This is a genomic window from uncultured Chryseobacterium sp., from assembly GCF_913776365.1.
Lineage (GTDB): Bacteria > Bacteroidota > Bacteroidia > Flavobacteriales > Weeksellaceae > Chryseobacterium.
In genome coordinates, this window is the sequence record NZ_CAJYMO010000208.1 from 1 (window position 1) to 16,100 (window position 16,100).

At 44.7% G+C, this 16,100-nt stretch carries 12 protein-coding genes; 5 read left to right on the plus strand and 7 right to left on the minus strand.

Features of this window, described 5'->3' with window-relative positions; genetic code table 11:
• On the plus strand, nt 1-460 hold a 460-nt coding region (locus QZ735_RS10485; protein WP_294247930.1), incomplete at its 5' end, for a hypothetical protein.
• Between the two features lie 3 nt (nt 461-463).
• Entirely contained in the window at nt 464-1,018 is a 555-nt protein-coding gene (locus tag QZ735_RS10490) for a 3'-5' exonuclease (protein ID WP_294247932.1), read from the plus strand.
• 346 nt (nt 1,019-1,364) lie between these two features.
• Here QZ735_RS10490 and apaG read toward each other — a convergent pair whose 3' ends face one another.
• From apaG to glgB, 7 genes are all read right to left on the minus strand, one after another.
• The gene (gene apaG, locus QZ735_RS10495) at nt 1,365-1,754 is read right to left on the minus strand and encodes a Co2+/Mg2+ efflux protein ApaG (RefSeq protein ID WP_294247935.1); all 390 of its coding nucleotides are present in this window, start codon (nt 1,752-1,754) and stop codon (nt 1,365-1,367) included.
• A 74-nt stretch (nt 1,755-1,828) separates the two neighbouring features.
• On the minus strand, nt 1,829-3,094 hold the full coding sequence (gene odhB / locus QZ735_RS10500; protein ID WP_294247939.1) for a 2-oxoglutarate dehydrogenase complex dihydrolipoyllysine-residue succinyltransferase: 1,266 nt from the start codon (nt 3,092-3,094) through the stop codon (nt 1,829-1,831).
• Nucleotides 3,095-3,131: 37 nt separating this feature from the next.
• On the minus strand, nt 3,132-5,945 hold the full coding sequence (locus QZ735_RS10505; RefSeq protein ID WP_294247941.1) for a 2-oxoglutarate dehydrogenase E1 component: 2,814 nt from the start codon (nt 5,943-5,945) through the stop codon (nt 3,132-3,134).
• A 123-nt stretch (nt 5,946-6,068) separates the two neighbouring features.
• Nucleotides 6,069-7,109 carry an SRPBCC domain-containing protein gene (locus QZ735_RS10510; protein ID WP_294247949.1) on the minus strand — a complete coding sequence of 347 codons (1,041 nt, stop codon included), beginning with the start codon at nt 7,107-7,109 and terminating at the stop codon, nt 6,069-6,071.
• Nucleotides 7,110-7,179: 70 nt separating this feature from the next.
• Complete coding sequence (locus QZ735_RS10515; protein ID WP_294247952.1) at nt 7,180-8,448, minus strand: glucose-1-phosphate adenylyltransferase; 1,269 nt, start codon at nt 8,446-8,448, stop codon at nt 7,180-7,182.
• Between the two features lie 229 nt (nt 8,449-8,677).
• Nucleotides 8,678-10,084, minus strand: a complete 1,407-nt coding sequence (locus QZ735_RS10520; protein WP_294247955.1) for a glycogen synthase — start codon at nt 10,082-10,084, stop codon at nt 8,678-8,680.
• Entirely contained in the window at nt 10,081-12,039 is a 1,959-nt protein-coding gene (glgB, locus tag QZ735_RS10525) for a 1,4-alpha-glucan branching protein GlgB (RefSeq protein WP_294247957.1), read from the minus strand. The genes QZ735_RS10520 and glgB overlap by 4 nt, the downstream gene beginning before the upstream one ends.
• Nucleotides 12,040-12,249: 210 nt before the next feature.
• Between glgB and QZ735_RS10530 the strand changes: the two genes are divergently transcribed.
• The 3 genes from QZ735_RS10530 to QZ735_RS10540 form a co-directional block, all read left to right on the plus strand.
• A complete protein-coding gene (locus QZ735_RS10530; RefSeq protein WP_367117846.1) occupies nt 12,250-13,374 on the plus strand; it encodes an alpha/beta hydrolase in 1,125 nt (374 codons plus the stop codon).
• 4 nt (nt 13,375-13,378) lie between these two features.
• Entirely contained in the window at nt 13,379-14,794 is a 1,416-nt protein-coding gene (locus tag QZ735_RS10535; RefSeq protein WP_294247958.1) for a M17 family metallopeptidase, read from the plus strand.
• A gap of 140 nt (nt 14,795-14,934) precedes the next feature.
• The coding region (locus QZ735_RS10540) for an ATPase (RefSeq protein WP_294247960.1) at nt 14,935-16,100 on the plus strand (1,166 nt) is incomplete at its 3' end.

The window sequence follows — 16,100 nt, forward strand, 5'->3', positions numbered from 1 at the left end:
TGTGAAAACGGAAATTTATTCGTTTCCGGGATTGGTTGAAAATCCGGATCTTACCCAGAAGAAGCCAGCAGCTGTGAAGACGGTCCTCTTTAAAGATATTCATGAAAAAATCGGAGCGCAGGTGCCCCTTGGTTTCAAAAAGAATTCAGTCTATGTTCTGAGGCTGAACGAAGGCATCCGTGGCGAGCGCTTCAGGCTGGATATCATAAAGAACGCAGACCCGAAAAAAGTAGCTGAACTGAACCGGTATCTTACCGGAAAGATTTCGCATGGTGGAATAATGACAGAATCCATCGATACGAAAGAGAAGAAGAATATTGCCACAAGCTTTATTATAGCCGTTACCGAAGAAGACCGCTTTGATTTTGAGGCCCTGAAAGCCAGATTCGGTACTCTGATCACCGGTATTTCGAAGGTGGCCGCTTATAAAAGTACCCTGTTCATCAAAATAACAACTTAGAGAATGGATTTTTGCGCATTGGATTTTGAGACGGCTACCCACGATCGGAACTCGGCCTGCGAACTGGGAATCTGTATTGTACAGGATTCCAAAATTGTAGAAACTAAAACCTGGCTGATCAAGCCGCCCAGCTTTCCCTATTTCAGCCCGTTCAATACCGCTGTACACGGTATTCTTCCTGATGACGTAAAAGACGCTCCTACCTTTGACGAGATCTGGTATGAGGTGGAACAGCATATGTACGGAACCCTTATGATTGCCCATAATGCGGGATTTGATGCCGGGGTTCTGCGTGGATGTCTGAATCATTACGGGATGTTTACCCCGAAACTAAATTACCTGTGCAGCATTCAGCTGGCAAAAAAATCCTGGAATTATCTTCCGCGTTACGGCCTGAAGAACCTGGCAGAATATCATCAGATCAATTTCAATCATCACCGGGCGGGAGACGATGCTGAAGTCTGTGCAAGAATTGCCCTGCTGGCTTTTGAAAAACTCCTGCTCACCAGCAATGAGGAAATTGCCGATTTCATGAAGCTGAAAATTAAAAAATTATAATTTCCGAATGGATTAAAGGCGGCTAAAGCCCTGGAAAAATAATGATAGGGTACAAATGAAAATGTTAGATAAGGATCAGAAGACAGGCTTCAGAAGGTGAATGGGAGCCCGGGAACTTTTCTCATCAACACTACCTGCAGCAGGAGTGAATTTTAGATGCCTTATTTACCGGCCATCAGGGAGAACTTCCTGCTTGCCGGTCTTTTTTTCAACTTTATGATAAACTGAAAATAACCGGGAATAAAACAAAAATACAGGACAAGTCTAAATAGCTTTCGTATAAGATGCAAATGGTTATCAGACGCTTTACGGAAAGAAACGGCGAGGCAGTAGTTGATCGTCCGTTTTAATTGCTCAGAACTTCTGAAAGTAAATTGAATTTTGGAATGTCGATTTCAAAATTTTCCTGCGTCTCAATGTTTTTTACCAGGTATTTGCCGCTCATGTTGCCAACTCCTGAACGGAGCATTACATTGGAAAAATAGGTAAAGTTTTCGCCCGGAATAATTTCAGGCGTTAATCCGATCACCCCATCCCCTACAATTTCTGTATATCCGAAACCGACATCAAAAATCAGCCATTTCCGTTTCAGCACCTTGATAGGAAAATCACCGTCATTTTCTATGGTCACATGATACTTAAAAACATGCCTGTTTTCAGAGGGATAACTGTTTTTACTGTCATACTCAGGGATGACAGAAACTTTAATATTGGAGGTAGTTTTTGAAAACATCATTGGAGTATTTACTTAAAAGATACAAAAATCTCGCCTTTTTGAGGCGAGATTATAAAACTTATGGATTTGTGGGATTATAATCCGAGACCTTTTCTCTCGTCTCCGCCCATTAAAACCGCTACAGGATTGTCTATCGCTTCTTTTACTGCAACAAGGAATCCAACGGACTCTTTACCGTCGATAATCCTGTGATCGTAGGACATAGCCACATACATCATAGGACGGATGACCACCTGCCCGTCTACCGCAACCGGTCTCTGGATGATGTTGTGCATGCCCAGGATAGCGGATTGAGGAGGGTTGATGATCGGTGTGGACAACATCGATCCGAAGGTACCGCCATTGGTAATGGTAAAAGTACCACCTGTCATTTCATCCACCGTGATTTTTCCGTCTCTCACTTTGATAGCGAGATCTTTGATGTTAGCCTCCACTGCCTGGAAGGACATGTTTTCCGCATTTCTCAATACCGGTACCATCAGTCCTTTCGGGCCTGAAACGGCAATTGAAATATCGCAGAAGTCATAATTTACTTTAAAGTCTCCGTCAATGGATGCATTTACGTCAGGATACAGCTGTAATGCTCTGGTTACCGCTTTTGTAAAGAAAGACATGAATCCGAGACCTACTCCATGCTTCTGTGCAAATTCTTCTTTATATAGTTTTCTCAGCCTGAAGATTTCGGACATATCCACTTCATTGAAAGTCGTCAGCATTGCGGTTTCATTCTTTACGGAAACCAGTCGCTGAGCGATTTTTCTTCTCAGTACTGAAAGTTTGGTCGTGGTTGTGGATCTTGAGCCGGTAGCGGTAACCGGAGTTCCGCCCATGGCAGGAACCGCTGCTAGTTCAGCGTCAGATTTTGTGATCCTTCCGTCTCTACCGCTTCCGGACACCTGTGTGGCATCCATTCCCTTTTCATCAAGGATCTTTTTGGCAGCAGGAGAAGGCGCACCTGTAGCATAGGTCTGAGGAGCTGCTACAGGAGCAGGCTGGGCAGCAGGCTTCGGACCTTCCTGTTGGGCAGGCTGAGCTGCCTTAGGGGCTTCTTCCTGTTTCGGAGCCTCTGCTGCAGGAGCAGCACCGCCGGCAGGTTTTGCAGCATCCATATCAATTAAACAAACCACTTGTCCTACCTGTACCACATCACCTTCCTCAGCTTTCAACGTAATGATACCGCTCTGCTCAGCAGGCAGCTCAAGCGTCGCCTTATCTGAATCCACTTCAGCAATCGGCTGGTCTTTTTCTACGTAATCACCGTCTTTTACAAGCCATGTTGCAATTTCAACTTCTGTGATGGATTCGCCCGGTGAAGGAACTTTCATTTCTAAAACTGACATATCGTATTTTTTATTTTTTTTTGATTATTATTTTTTATTAAGCGGTTACCGGTCTTTTTACCGGGGCATCATCCCTGTCAAATACCCTGTTGATTACGGAATTCTGGTTTTTCTCAAACATTTTATGGCTTCCCGGGGCCGGAGCACCGCTTGGAACCGGAGCAATAACCTGGATTCCGGTCTCCCTGAAGTTTCTCAGGATATAAGACCATGCACCCATATTTTCAGGCTCCTCCTGTGCCCAGACAATGTCTTTTTTGTTCTCATATTTGCTGAAAACAGCCTCAATGGCGTCAGCCTGTAACGGATATAGTTGTTCGAACCTTACCAATGCCACGTTTTCGGCATTCAGTTCTTCCTTTTTAGCCAGTAGCTCGAAATACAGCTTACCGGAGCAGAGCACCAGTTTTTCCACTTTTGCAGGATCTGCCGTAGGGTCATCCAATACCGGCTGGAATCCTTTCTCAGCAAAATCTTCCAGTGGGGAAACCACTTTCGGATGTCTCAGCAATGATTTAGGGCTCATGACGATCAATGGCTTTCTGAATGCCCATTTCAGCTGTCTTCTCAACAGGTGAAAATAGTTTGCCGGCGATGTTACATTGGCAACCACCATATTTTCATTAGCACAAAGGGTCAGGAACCTTTCCAGTCTGGCGGAAGAGTGCTCGGCACCCTGCCCTTCGGAACCGTGAGGCAATAACATCACAAGGCCGTCCTGGATCTTCCACTTTTCCTCTGCCGCTGCCAGGTACTGGTCAACAATGATCTGTGCGCCGTTAACGAAGTCCCCGAACTGGGCTTCCCAAATGGTCAGTGTGTTCGGAGAAGCCATCGCATATCCGTAATCGAATCCTAACACGCCGTATTCTGAAAGGTGGGAGTTGTAAACATCAAACCTGCTCTCTGAGACATGTCGTAACGGGATATACTCTTCTTCGGTATCTTCCGTTTTTACAACAGCATGCCTGTGGGAGAAAGTTCCCCTTTCCACATCTTCACCGGAAATTCTTACGTTGTGACCTTCTACCAGAAGCGTGGCATATGCCAGCCATTCTCCCAGTGCCCAGTCCAGCGTGTTTCCTTCAATGGCTTTGATCCTGTTTTCAAAAAGCCGTGTAATCTTATTCAGGAATTTTTTATCGGCAGGAAGGGTAGACATTTTGATAGCGAGCTCCTTCAGCTTTTCAAGGTCAAAGGCAGTATCTACAGCTTCCTGCACGGCTCCTCTCCTGGCAATCGGGTAGTTTGTCCAGTCTTCAGCCATAAAAACGTCCATTACGTTTTTCTCAATTTCTTTGGAAGCATCGAAATCCTTATCCAGCAATGCTTTGAATTCAGATTCCATTTTAGCGATCACTTCGTTGGAAGTTACACTGTCCTTCAGTAAAAGATCTTTATAAATTTCTCTAGGATTCGGATGCTTGGAAATCAGTTTATAAAGGTTCGGCTGGGTAAATCTTGGCTCGTCACCTTCGTTATGCCCGTATTTTCTGTACCCCAGAAGGTCTATGTATACATCTTTACCGAATTTAGCCCTGAAATCAGCCGCGAAATGGATAGCATGAACCACTGCTTCCGCATCATCTGCATTCACGTGCATTACAGGAGATTCCGTGACTTTGGCAATGTCCGTACAATAGGTGGACGATCTTGCATCCATATAGTTGGTGGTAAATGACACCTGGTTGTTTACTACGATGTGAACCGTACCTCCGGTTCTGTAGCCTTCCAGCGTCATCATCTGGGCCACTTCGTAAGCGATACCCTGACCTGCCAAAGCACCGTCACCATGAATGATGATCGGCAATACTTTAGAATAGTCTTTGTATTTATCATCTACTTTGGCGCGGCAGATCCCTTCTACCAGGGCTGCTACCGTTTCAAGGTGAGACGGGTTCGGCGTTAAATTAATGGAAACCTCCTCACCGGAAGCCGTTTTTATTTTTTTGGATGATCCTAAATGATATTTCACATCGCCGGAGAATACGTCTTCTTCAAATTCTTTTCCTTCAAATTCCGAAAAGATCTGCTTGTAGGATTTGTCGAAGATATTGGAAAGTACGTTCAGTCTTCCTCTGTGCGCCATTCCCAGCACCACTTCGTCAACACCCAGTTGGGAAGATCTTGAGATTAACTGGTCCAGAGCAGGAATCAGGGTTTCCCCTCCTTCCAGGGAGAATCTTTTCTGACCGACGAATTTGGTATGAAGATAATTTTCAAATGCTACCGCCTGGTTCAGTTTCAGCAGGATTTCAGTTTTTTCATTGGCAGAAAGGTTCGGATGGTTTTCATTCACCTGAAGCCACTGTTTGATAAAATCTTTTTCCTCAACGTTGTTGATGTGCATGTACTCCACCCCGATGGAATCACAGTAAATATTTTCCAGATGGGTGATCAGCTCCTGCAGGGTAGCCGGGCCTTTCATTCCCGTTTCAACGGCACAGTTGAATTTGCTAGTCAGATCAGACCTGTCGAGACCGAAGTTTTCGATATCCAGGGTCGGTGTATAATGTCTTCTTTCTCTTACAGGATTGGTTTTGGTGAACAGATGGCCTCTCGTCCTGTAGGCTTCGATGAGGTTAACCACCTTGAACTCCTTTTTGATGTGCTCGGGAACCTCACCGTTTGACGCAGCCTGTGATGCCTGCTGTACTACCGGGGCTGAAGCGGCCGGAGCCTGAACATACTGAATGTTTTCGTCATCGCCATAGTTCTCCAATGCGAAATCGAAGCCCTGAAAGAAAGCTTTCCATGAGGGTTCCAGAGAATCCGGGTATTTTAAGTACTGTTGGTATAAATCCTCAATTAACTGAGAATGAGCTGCGTTTAGGAATGAAAATCTGTCCATTATTACAGTTTATCTGTTATTAAAATTTGTTAGTAGAATTAAGCATCAAATTTAATAAAAAAAACCGACTTTATCCGGACTGCCTTTCTTAAAAAAACCATAAAAGGCGCATTTTGATTTAAATTACTTAAATACTGATAATGAGAGCTTCATATTGACCTCCTGATCCTCTGCCGGCCGCTCGATGAAAGTCTGGCGGATGTCATTGAACCTCATCTCCTCTTTTTTCGCTTTCTGGATAAGCTGCTGGATTGCCTTTACCCTTCCTGCATAGTCCCCCTTATAATACATGATGTAATTCTGCGTGGCGCTCAGGGTCCTGAAACTGAAATTATTATCCGTTAGACCGAACTTTTTGGAGAGCGGGATTCCGAGAAAGTAGGATACTTCCTTATCTTTATAATTGTCAGCATCCGTAATCAGGACCGGAAAGCCGAATTCATCGTCTTTTTTACCCAGGTCCATCGTGACATAATTGTACATTTTATTGTAATTCATCACGATATTCTTATATAAGGATTCTTTCTTATTGGAAGCGCTCACATTGATGCCGAGCAACAGTTTTTCCTCCTCATTTTCCACCATGATGCTGTCATATTTTATAGCAGCCATCTGATTGTCTTTCTCTACTTTATTGCCCAGGACATTTTTAAGATTCAGCATGCTTTTATCGATGTTTTCGGCAAAGCGGTCTTCCGTCCAGAAATTTTCCACTCTCTGCAGAACAGAGAGTTTCGGGGTATGCACCATCCACGTAATCCTTGTTTTTTCAGCAGAGACAGCTTTGAACTTGACGTCCACTAAAGTAGGGTTTTCATTACGGTCTTCAAACAGCTGGTACCTCAGTGTTTTGTTCGGGTTTTCGTACCGGATGAACATTTCACCACCGGTTTCATTTTTAGGGTCTGCATAGCTGATGGAGCTCCCCTGCCCTTCATATGGCGTATAATAATCAATATCAATGGTTTTTGAGCTGGTAAAGAAATTATTCCAACGGGTAAAATGCTGCAGGTTATTGAACTGGCTGAATACTTTCTCAACAGGATAATCAATTTCCTTTTCTATCCTGAAGTTCTTGCTTTCCTCCACGAAATAATACATCGAAGCTGTATAAGCCCCGACCAGCAAGACCGCCAATACCGCTATGATTTTAAAAAAACGCATGGCACAAATGTATAGAAAATAACAAAAGTGACCAATATATTGGCCACTTCAGTTGCTGTATTTGTATAAATTATCCTATATGTGTCCCGTGGGTAATCACGGCTCCTTTTTTCACCACGATAATACCGTCCTGTACGGAGTATGTTCCATAGTCGCCGTCCTGAAGGTGCTTTCCTCCGATAATGCGTACATTGTCGCCAATATTGCAGTTCTTATCCAGGATTGCCTTCTCGATATAGCAGTATTTCCCGATTCCCATGCTCGGGCGGCCTTCACGGTCATTATTAACAATCTCCGTAGTATCCTGATAGAAATCAGATCCCATGACGTACGAATTCACAATCGTACTTCCTTTATCGATGCGGGTCCTGTTGCCGATAACCGAATTCTCAATTTTATCCGCCATAATGATGCATCCGTCTCCGAAAACAGCTTTACTCACATATGACCCGTTGATTTTGGAAGGCGGAAGCATCCTTGCCCTTGTATAAATCGGGGAAGAGGAAAAGAGATTGAACTGCGGGAAGTCCTGACAGAGATCCAGATTGGCTTCGTAGAAAGACTCTATAGTTCCGATATCGGTCCAGTATCCTTCATACTGGTAGCTTAAAGTAGTATATTTCCCGATGGAATTGGGGATAATGTCTTTACCAAAATCATCGCCGGCACCTTCTTCAAACATTTTTTTAAGGATACTTTTAGTAAAAATGTAAATTCCCATAGATGCCAGGTATTCTTTTCCTGCGTGCTTGTTTTCTTCCGAAACTTCAGACTGCAGTCCATTCAGCATATCGTATCCCGGCTTTTCCACAAAAGAAGTGATATTGCCTTCGTCATCCGAGCTCAGGATACCGAATCCGGTGGCATCCTTGGCATTAACAGGAATGGTGGCAATGGTTACGTCACCGCCTTTTTCGATGTGGAAATCCAGCATTTCCCTGAAATCCATCTGGTACAGCTGATCACCTGAAAGGATCAGGATGTAGTCATAATCGTACTTATCAAGATGCTTCATCGACTGCCTTACCGCATCAGCCGTTCCCTGGTACCAGCTTTCATTCTCTACATTTTGCTCTGCAGCAAGAATATCCACAAATCCCTTACTGAAAATATCAAAGTGATAAGAATTTTTAATATGGGAATTCAGTGAGGCTGAATTAAACTGCGTGAGGACCAGGATCTTGTTCATTCCGGAGTTCAGACAGTTGAAAATAGGGATATCTACCAATCTGTATTTTCCTGCGATCGGTACGGCAGGTTTTGATCTTGTGTACGTTAAAGGAAAAAGCCTGGTTCCTCTGCCACCCCCTAAAACAATGGATATAACATTACGGTTCATAAATATAGTGTGTGTATTATCTTTGAGTTACTATTTTACGTTAATTGATATCAGTTTTATTTTTATTCTCCTGTTTTATATGTTCATTTCCTGCGAAGCCATTCCGGTGCTTCCGGTAAGTTTCTGTCTTTCGTACAGGAGTAATCTGTTTATTTTGCCCTAAATTGCATTAACCTGTTCAGGTGAAGCGGGCAAAGATCAAACCAAAAGACGGATTTCCTGACGGTCCTTAATTAGAGTAGACCTGTATGTATCGCTCTGCCGATTTTTCCCAGGTGAAATCAAAATTCATGTTGGCATGGATCAGGTGGGCCATTACATCTTTACGGTTGTAAATCATCATGGCCCTGTTCATGGCATGAATGATGTCATCAACACCCGGATAGGTAAAATTAATCCCTGCTCCGCCGGTGGAAATATCCTTTACCGTATCCCTCAGTCCGCCGGTATAGGAAACGACCGGAATGGTACCGTATTTCATCGAATACATCTGGTTCAGCCCACAAGGTTCCACCCTTGACGGCATCAGCAGAAAATCTGCCGAAGCATAAATCTGATGGGAAAGATGTTCCTTATATCCGAGATCCAGTGCAAAATTGGTATAGATATAATCATATTCTTTCAGCTTGTTTTCGATGTAGCTGTTCCCCGATCCCAGAATCATGATATTCAGCGCACCATAGCTCTGTTTGATGCTTCTCCAGACTGTGTCAGGAAGCAGGTCGGCCCCCTTCTCCGTCGCAAACCTTCCGATAAATGCAAATAGCGGAAGTTCAGGCCTCAGACCATAATCATGGCACAGCTTCTCTTTATTCTTCTTTTTCAGGGCAACTGCATCGTTCACACCGAAATTAAAATCCAGCATCGGATCGGTCTGGGGATTCCATACTTCGGTATCAATCCCGTTAATGATTCCGAAAGCTTTTCCCGCTTCGCTTCGTACAAGGCCCTCCAGCCCTCTGAAACTCGTTAAGAGTTCTTCAAGGTATCCCTGTGAGACCGTCGTAAATGCATGGGCGCACTTGATCATGCTGGCCAATGGATTGATGAGTCCTTCCCAATCCATCATCCCCCATCTGAACTGATCGAAAGACGGCATATAATTCGCCATTTCCCAGCTCATCATTCCCTGATATTCGCCATTGTGGATGGTTCCTACGGTTTTTACGCCTTTAAGGAATGAAAATTCAGGGCAGTTTTCCACCATGAATGGTACCAGCCCCGTATGATAATCATGACAATGCAATATGTCCGGGCGTATTTCCATGGCACTCAACCAGTGGAGCACGCCGTGCTGGAATCCCAGGAACTGGAAATTTTCATCCCGGTATCCGTAGGGATTATCCCTGTCCAGCAGTCCCGGAATTCTTACCATGTACAGCTCAAACCCCAGTGCATCGGACTTTTCCTTCAGCACCTGTACCTGAAGCATGTTCGGTCCCTGATGAATGAACCCATCAAAAACTATGTCAAACTCATGGTCCCACACGAAAGATTTGTTGTACCAGGGCATAACCACCTTCGCATCAATCCCTTTCATTTTATTCTGATATTTGGGCAGAGCGCCCACTACATCGGCAAGGCCTCCTACTTTGGCCACCGGATAACATTCCGTACTTAGATGATAAATGATCATTTTCTGTTATTCTCTTTGTGTTGGTTTATTCTTTTCTGTTTATATGTTCTGCCTTTTCTCCTGAGAATGATTCCCGAGAGTGGCGAAAGCTTGATACTGATGGATTTCTGATGGTTCATGTAATCTTCAAACTGTTCGCTGAAGAGATCCGGCTCCACGCCGCTGCCTGCATATTGTACGTCATCTGAATTAAAGATGATTTCCCAGTGACTGCCGGCACTTACTCCGATCTTGTAATCGAAGACGCGTGGGGTCAGGTTAAGAATCACCATCAGCACGTCTTCCTTTTTCTTACCCTTCCGAAGGTAGACCAACACGGAATTTTCCGTGTCATCCGCTTCCACCCATTCAAAGCCGTATCCGTTGAACTGGTTTTCATACAATGCCGTTTCTGAAGTATACAGATGATTAAGGTCTTTTACAAGGGCCTGCAACCCTTTGTGGACAGGATGCTGAAGCAGATGCCAGTCCAGGCTGCGGGTAAAATTCCATTCCCCTGTCTGTCCGAATTCATTGCCCATGAAAAGCAGTTTGGCGCCGGGATGGGTAAACATGTATACATAGAGGGCACGAAGGTTAGCGAACTTCTGCCATTCGTCGCCGGGCATTTTGTAGACCAGGCTGGCCTTCCCGTGTACCACTTCGTCATGTGACAGCGGCATCATGTAATTTTCGTTGTACATGTACATCGAAGCAAAAGTCAGCTTGTGGTGAACATGTTTTCTTTCTGAAGGATCTTTTTTAAAGTAATTCAGGGTATCGTGCATCCATCCCATCATCCATTTCATCCCAAAGCCTACGCCACCGCTGTGTACCGGTTTGGTAAGCATCGGAAAATCCGAGCTTTCTTCAGCAATGGTCATAATATGGTCACCGAATTCCTTGTAGACTGCCGTATTGAAATCCTGCAGGAAAGATTGGGCTTCGAGGTTGACGTTGCCGCCGTAGATATTGGGTACCCATTCGCCTTCGTTCCTGGCATAATCCAGGTGCAGCATGGATGTTACCGCATCTACCCGGAGCCCGTCAGCGTGATAGCGATCGAGCCAGAACATGGCATTGGAAATGAGGAACGCCTTCACTTCATTTTTTCCGTAATCGAAAATATAGGATTTCCATTCCGGATGAAATCCTCTTTTAGGATCACTGTGTTCATAGAGATAAGATCCGTCGAACTGATGCAGGCCGTTGGCATCGCCCGGAAAATGGGAAGGGACCCAATCGAGAATGACACCGATATTATGGCGGTGAAGTTCATCAATGAGGAACATCAGATCCTGCGGTGATCCGAATCTGGATGTAGCTGCAAAGAACCCGGTGATCTGGTAACCCCAGCTCGGGTCATAGGGATACTCCATGACCGGCATCAGCTCCACATGCGTAAAGCCCATGTCCATGATGTAAGGGACCAGTCGTTCAGCGATTTCACGGTAATTCAGGTACTTTTCCGGATCGGCTTCATTTTTCATCCAGGAGGCAAGATGAAGCTCATAGACGGAAAGCGGGGCATGGAGGCTGTTTTTTTTCCAGCGGTTCTCCAGCCATTCCCTGTCATTCCATTCGTACCAGGTTGTTGAAACCAGCGAAGCCGCCTGCAGATTCTGTTCCCAGCTGAGGGCATAGGGATCGCTCTTTTCCAGTATTTCTCCTGAGTGGGTTTCGATGGCATATTTATACAGAGTGCCCCAGGTCAGGCCGTCAATAAAGCCTTCCCAGATTCCGGATCCGTCCCACCTTGGGAAAAGGGGATGAACGGAATGGTTCCAGCCGTTGAAATTCCCGATCACCGAAACATTTTTGGCATTCGGAGCCCAGACTGAAAAGTATACGCCCGGGATGCCCTCCCTTTCTACGGAGTGGGCACCGAATTTATCATAGAGTTTATAATGCTTACCTTCCCTGAAGAGATAAATATCCTGATCTGTAAAAAGGCTGTACGTACGAACCGAATTCATTACGGTTTTTTATTTAGGTTATATTTTCTGAAACTACTTAAATAAACGGCAGGATGTGTTAATTATTAATGAAGTAATTATTACGTTAACGACATTCCATCATTTGTCTCATTCAAATATATCAATTTTTACTGATCTTTTAGTGAAGGAAAGGTCATAAGATATAAAAGATTTTTTTATAAATTTAGGCGTCAGAATTTTTAAACACGTATGATGAGGTTTGAGCTTTACACAGAAGAACAGGATGACAGGCCCGTGTATATTACGGGAAACTTCAACGGATGGAATCCCAGGGATTACCGTTTCCGGCTGAAATCTGCAGATCAGCGGCAATATTTTATCGACATCGATGATCAGCAGCTTCCGGATTATATTGAATATAAATTTACCAAAGGGGGCTGGGAAAATGTAGAGCTGGATGCTCAGGATAACATCACACCTAACAGAAGAATAATGAAAGTCTCGGGAAGAGCACAGGATTCCGTAAGAAAATGGCGGTTTAACTGGGGACCTTTCAAGAAAGAATATGATCCTATTGCCGAGGTGGTTTCGGAAGAATTCTATATGCCGCAGCTGGACCGTTCCAGAAAGGTCTGGGCACTGCTGCCGTATGACTATTATGTTTCGGATAAGAGCTATCCCGTACTTTACCTTCAGGATGCGCAGAACCTCTTCAATGAAGGCAGCAGCTACGGCAACTGGGAAATTGATAAAAAGCTCTCCGTACTGGCAGAATATGGCCGGGGCGACGTTATCGTCGTTGCCATAGAACACGGAAGCGAAGACCGAATCAAAGAATATATTTTCGATAACGATCATGTGGCCAACGGCTCGGAAGGAAAAAAGTATATCCGTTTTATCACCGACACCCTTAAACCTTTCGTGGACCAGCATTACCGTACCAGAAGCGACAGGGAAAATACCGGCATCGGCGGAAGCTCGCTGGGAGCACTCATCAGTATCTACAGCGGTTTCCTGTATCCCGAAGTTTACTCCAAACTCCTGATCTTTTCCCCTTCCTTATGGGTGGAACCGAACAATAATTTCCCGATAATGAACTTCCGGAACCCTTTTACCATGAAAATTTACCTCTACGGAGGAGAACAGGAAGGTTCCAGAATGGTCAAGAGAATCCATATTTTCGAAGATTACCTTAAAGAGTGGGAAAAGAAAAACTTTTTTGATTTCGAACTCCGTACGAGCATTAATCCCGAAGGCACCCACAGTGAATTTTACTGGTCCCAGGAATTTCCCAGGGCTATCGAATGGCTGTTCTACAACAATACCGAAAACCCTGTAGAAGTAAAGCCCCAGCAGAAAAGCAATACCCTCTGATACAATGAAACTGATTAATAAAAAAAACAAGACCTATACGCAGGTTTTCCATCTCTTTACCGAAGAAGAATGGGAGAAGACGTCCGGAAATTTCAACCGCAATATCTCCGGCTTTTTCAGCGGAAAAAAATATGAGATCTTTATACATACCCATGAAGAAGGAACGGTGTATTTCATCGGGCTCGGAAAATCCCCACTGCAGGATTTTGAAGTCCAGCAGGTTGCCGTAAAGTTTTCGCAACACTACAGGAAGAACATACAGGCTGTCCCTACCCTTCTGGTAGCCGGTTTTATGAACGAAAAGCAGTTTTCTGCGCTTATCAGAGGCTTCCTGGCAGGAACTTACCAATATCCGTTCCGGAAAGACCATGCTTTCTGGGATGAAAAAACAGAACTTCATTTTGAAAATGCAAGCCAGAAAAAACTGGATGCCGTTCTGCGGAAAGCTACTGCCCTAAGCCATGGTCAGGCGGCCTGCCAGGAATGGCTGAATAAACCTGCCAACCTGAAAAAGCCGGATGTTTTCAGCCACTACCTTAAGAATCTTTCAAAAGAGCATGACCTGAAATATACGGTATTCAACAGAAAAAAATGCGAAGAGCTCGGCCTGGGTGCTTATCTTTCCGTAAACCAGGGAAGTGCCTATGACGCAGCTTTTACCATCCTGGAATATAAGACAACCGCTAAAAATGCTAAAACTTTCGGTCTGGTCGGGAAATGTGTACTGTTCGATACCGGAGGGATTTCATTAAAAAATCCCGACAATATGCATTATATGAAATCGGATATGGGCGGCGCAACAGCCGTATTGGGAACCCTGATCTATGCGGCGGAGATGCAGCTTCCGGTGAACATCATTGCCATACTTCCCATTACGGACAATGCTATTTCCGAAAAAGCTTTTTTACCCGGTGACGTCATTACCGCCTACAACGGAAAAACCATCGAAGTGCTGAATACCGATGCCGAAGGAAGAATGATCCTGGCAGATGCCCTGTCCTATCTTTCAAAAAATTACCACACCGATTTTCTTATTGACCTCGCTACGTTAACCGGCAGTGCGGTGCGGATGTTCGGCGATACCTGCGGCGCGATGTTCTCCAATAACGAAGAACTGAAAAACCGGTTGCTGGCAACCGGCGATGCCACCAACCAGCGGCTCTGGAATCTACCGCTTTGGGAAATCTGGAAAGACGATATCCGGTCTGATGTTGCCGATTTTAAAAACATATCCATGAAACCGGTGGGTGACTGTATTATAGCGGCCAAATTCCTGGAACAGTTTATTGAAGGCCATCCACGATGGGCTCACCTGGATATTGCCGGCATGGCCTTTGCCAATGTTGGTTATGCTAAAGAGAAGGCGGCTACCGGATTCGGCGTACAGCTGCTGGCAGATTTAATCGAAAATTATCACTGAAAATTAGTTTTTTACAAAAATTCTCTGTATAATTGGTATAGGATTTACAAAAACACAGCAAAATTGAATTTTTACTCGATATAAGACAGTTAAATTTCATTTTCATTTTTAATTATCCATCAAAAACCAACAAACATTATATGGAGAAGAAAACGATAGTCTGTATTTCGTGCTACTATAAAGGGTATGATTTCATGGATGAAATGAAAAACCTGGGCAACACGGTTATCCTTATTACATCAGAGAATCTGAAAGAGAAAAACTGGCCCTGGCACGCTATTGACGAAGTTTTCTATATGCCTGAACTCAAACCTTCCGTATGGAATCTGGACCATCTGGTCCAGGGGTTCTCCTACCTGATGCAAACCCGCAAAATAGATGCGGTGATCGCCCTTGATGATTATGATGTAGAAAAGGCGGCCCTTATCAGGGAAACCTTCCGGATCCCGGGAATGGGACAGACGACACACCGCTATTTCCGGGACAAGCTGGCCATGAGGCAGAAAGCGAAAGATTCCGGGATTCACGTACCGGAGTTTACCGCCGTCTTCAACAATGATGAGGTTAATGCGTTTGCAGACAAAGTTCCTGCGCCCTGGGTACTGAAACCCCGCTCGGAAGCGTCTGCTTCAGGGATCAAGAAGCTGGCTAACAAAGATGAACTATGGGAAGCGCTGAACGGTCTTGGGGAGGAAAGGCACCTTTTCCTGCTGGAAAGCTTTAAACCCGGAGACGTTTATCATGTGGACAGCCTTACCTGCAACAAAGAGATCATCTTCACTTCCGCCTCAAGATACTTAGCACCTCCAATGCAGGTTTCCCATGAAGGCGGTGTTTTCCGGACAAAGACATTAGGAAAATCTTCCAAAGAATATAAAGCACTGGAAGAGGCTAATGCCCGCGTCCTGTCCCATTTCGGATTAATGAACGGAGCTACGCATACGGAATTTATACGGAATGCAGAGGATGGAAAATATTATTTCCTGGAAACCTCTTCACGCGTGGGCGGCGCCCATATTCCTGATCTGGTGGAGGCCGCTACCCGCGTCAACATCTGGAAGGAATGGGCCAATATTGAAGATGCTTTGCTAAAGGGCCGGAAATATAAAACAGCGAAGCCTGCTGCAGGCTATGCAGGCCTCATCATTGCCCTGATCAAAGATGACAAACCCGATTACAGCGGATTTGAGTGTAAAGAAGCCATAAAGTTCCTGAACATAGAGCACCATATCGGAATCGTTTATCAGTCAAAAACTGCGGGAATCATCCAGGAAAGGCTGGATGAGGCAGCAGAAAAAATTCATTC

Bases quoted from the DNA above. Each gene is read 5' to 3' on its own strand.
- glgB (WP_294247957.1), bottom strand. From the start codon at position 12,039: ATGAATTCGGTTCGTACGTACAGCCTTTTTACAGATCAGGATATTTAT.
- odhB (WP_294247939.1), bottom strand. From the start codon at position 3,094: ATGTCAGTTTTAGAAATGAAAGTTCCTTCACCGGGCGAATCCATCACA.
- QZ735_RS10520 (WP_294247955.1), bottom strand. From the start codon at position 10,084: ATGATCATTTATCATCTAAGTACGGAATGTTATCCGGTGGCCAAAGTA.
- QZ735_RS10505 (WP_294247941.1), bottom strand. From the start codon at position 5,945: ATGGACAGATTTTCATTCCTAAACGCAGCTCATTCTCAGTTAATTGAG.
- QZ735_RS10510 (WP_294247949.1), bottom strand. From the start codon at position 7,109: ATGCGTTTTTTTAAAATCATAGCGGTATTGGCGGTCTTGCTGGTCGGG.
- QZ735_RS10535 (WP_294247958.1), top strand. From the start codon at position 13,379: ATGAAACTGATTAATAAAAAAAACAAGACCTATACGCAGGTTTTCCAT.
- QZ735_RS10490 (WP_294247932.1), top strand. From the start codon at position 464: ATGGATTTTTGCGCATTGGATTTTGAGACGGCTACCCACGATCGGAAC.
- QZ735_RS10515 (WP_294247952.1), bottom strand. From the start codon at position 8,448: ATGAACCGTAATGTTATATCCATTGTTTTAGGGGGTGGCAGAGGAACC.
- apaG (WP_294247935.1), bottom strand. From the start codon at position 1,754: ATGATGTTTTCAAAAACTACCTCCAATATTAAAGTTTCTGTCATCCCT.
- QZ735_RS10530 (WP_367117846.1), top strand. From the start codon at position 12,250: ATGATGAGGTTTGAGCTTTACACAGAAGAACAGGATGACAGGCCCGTG.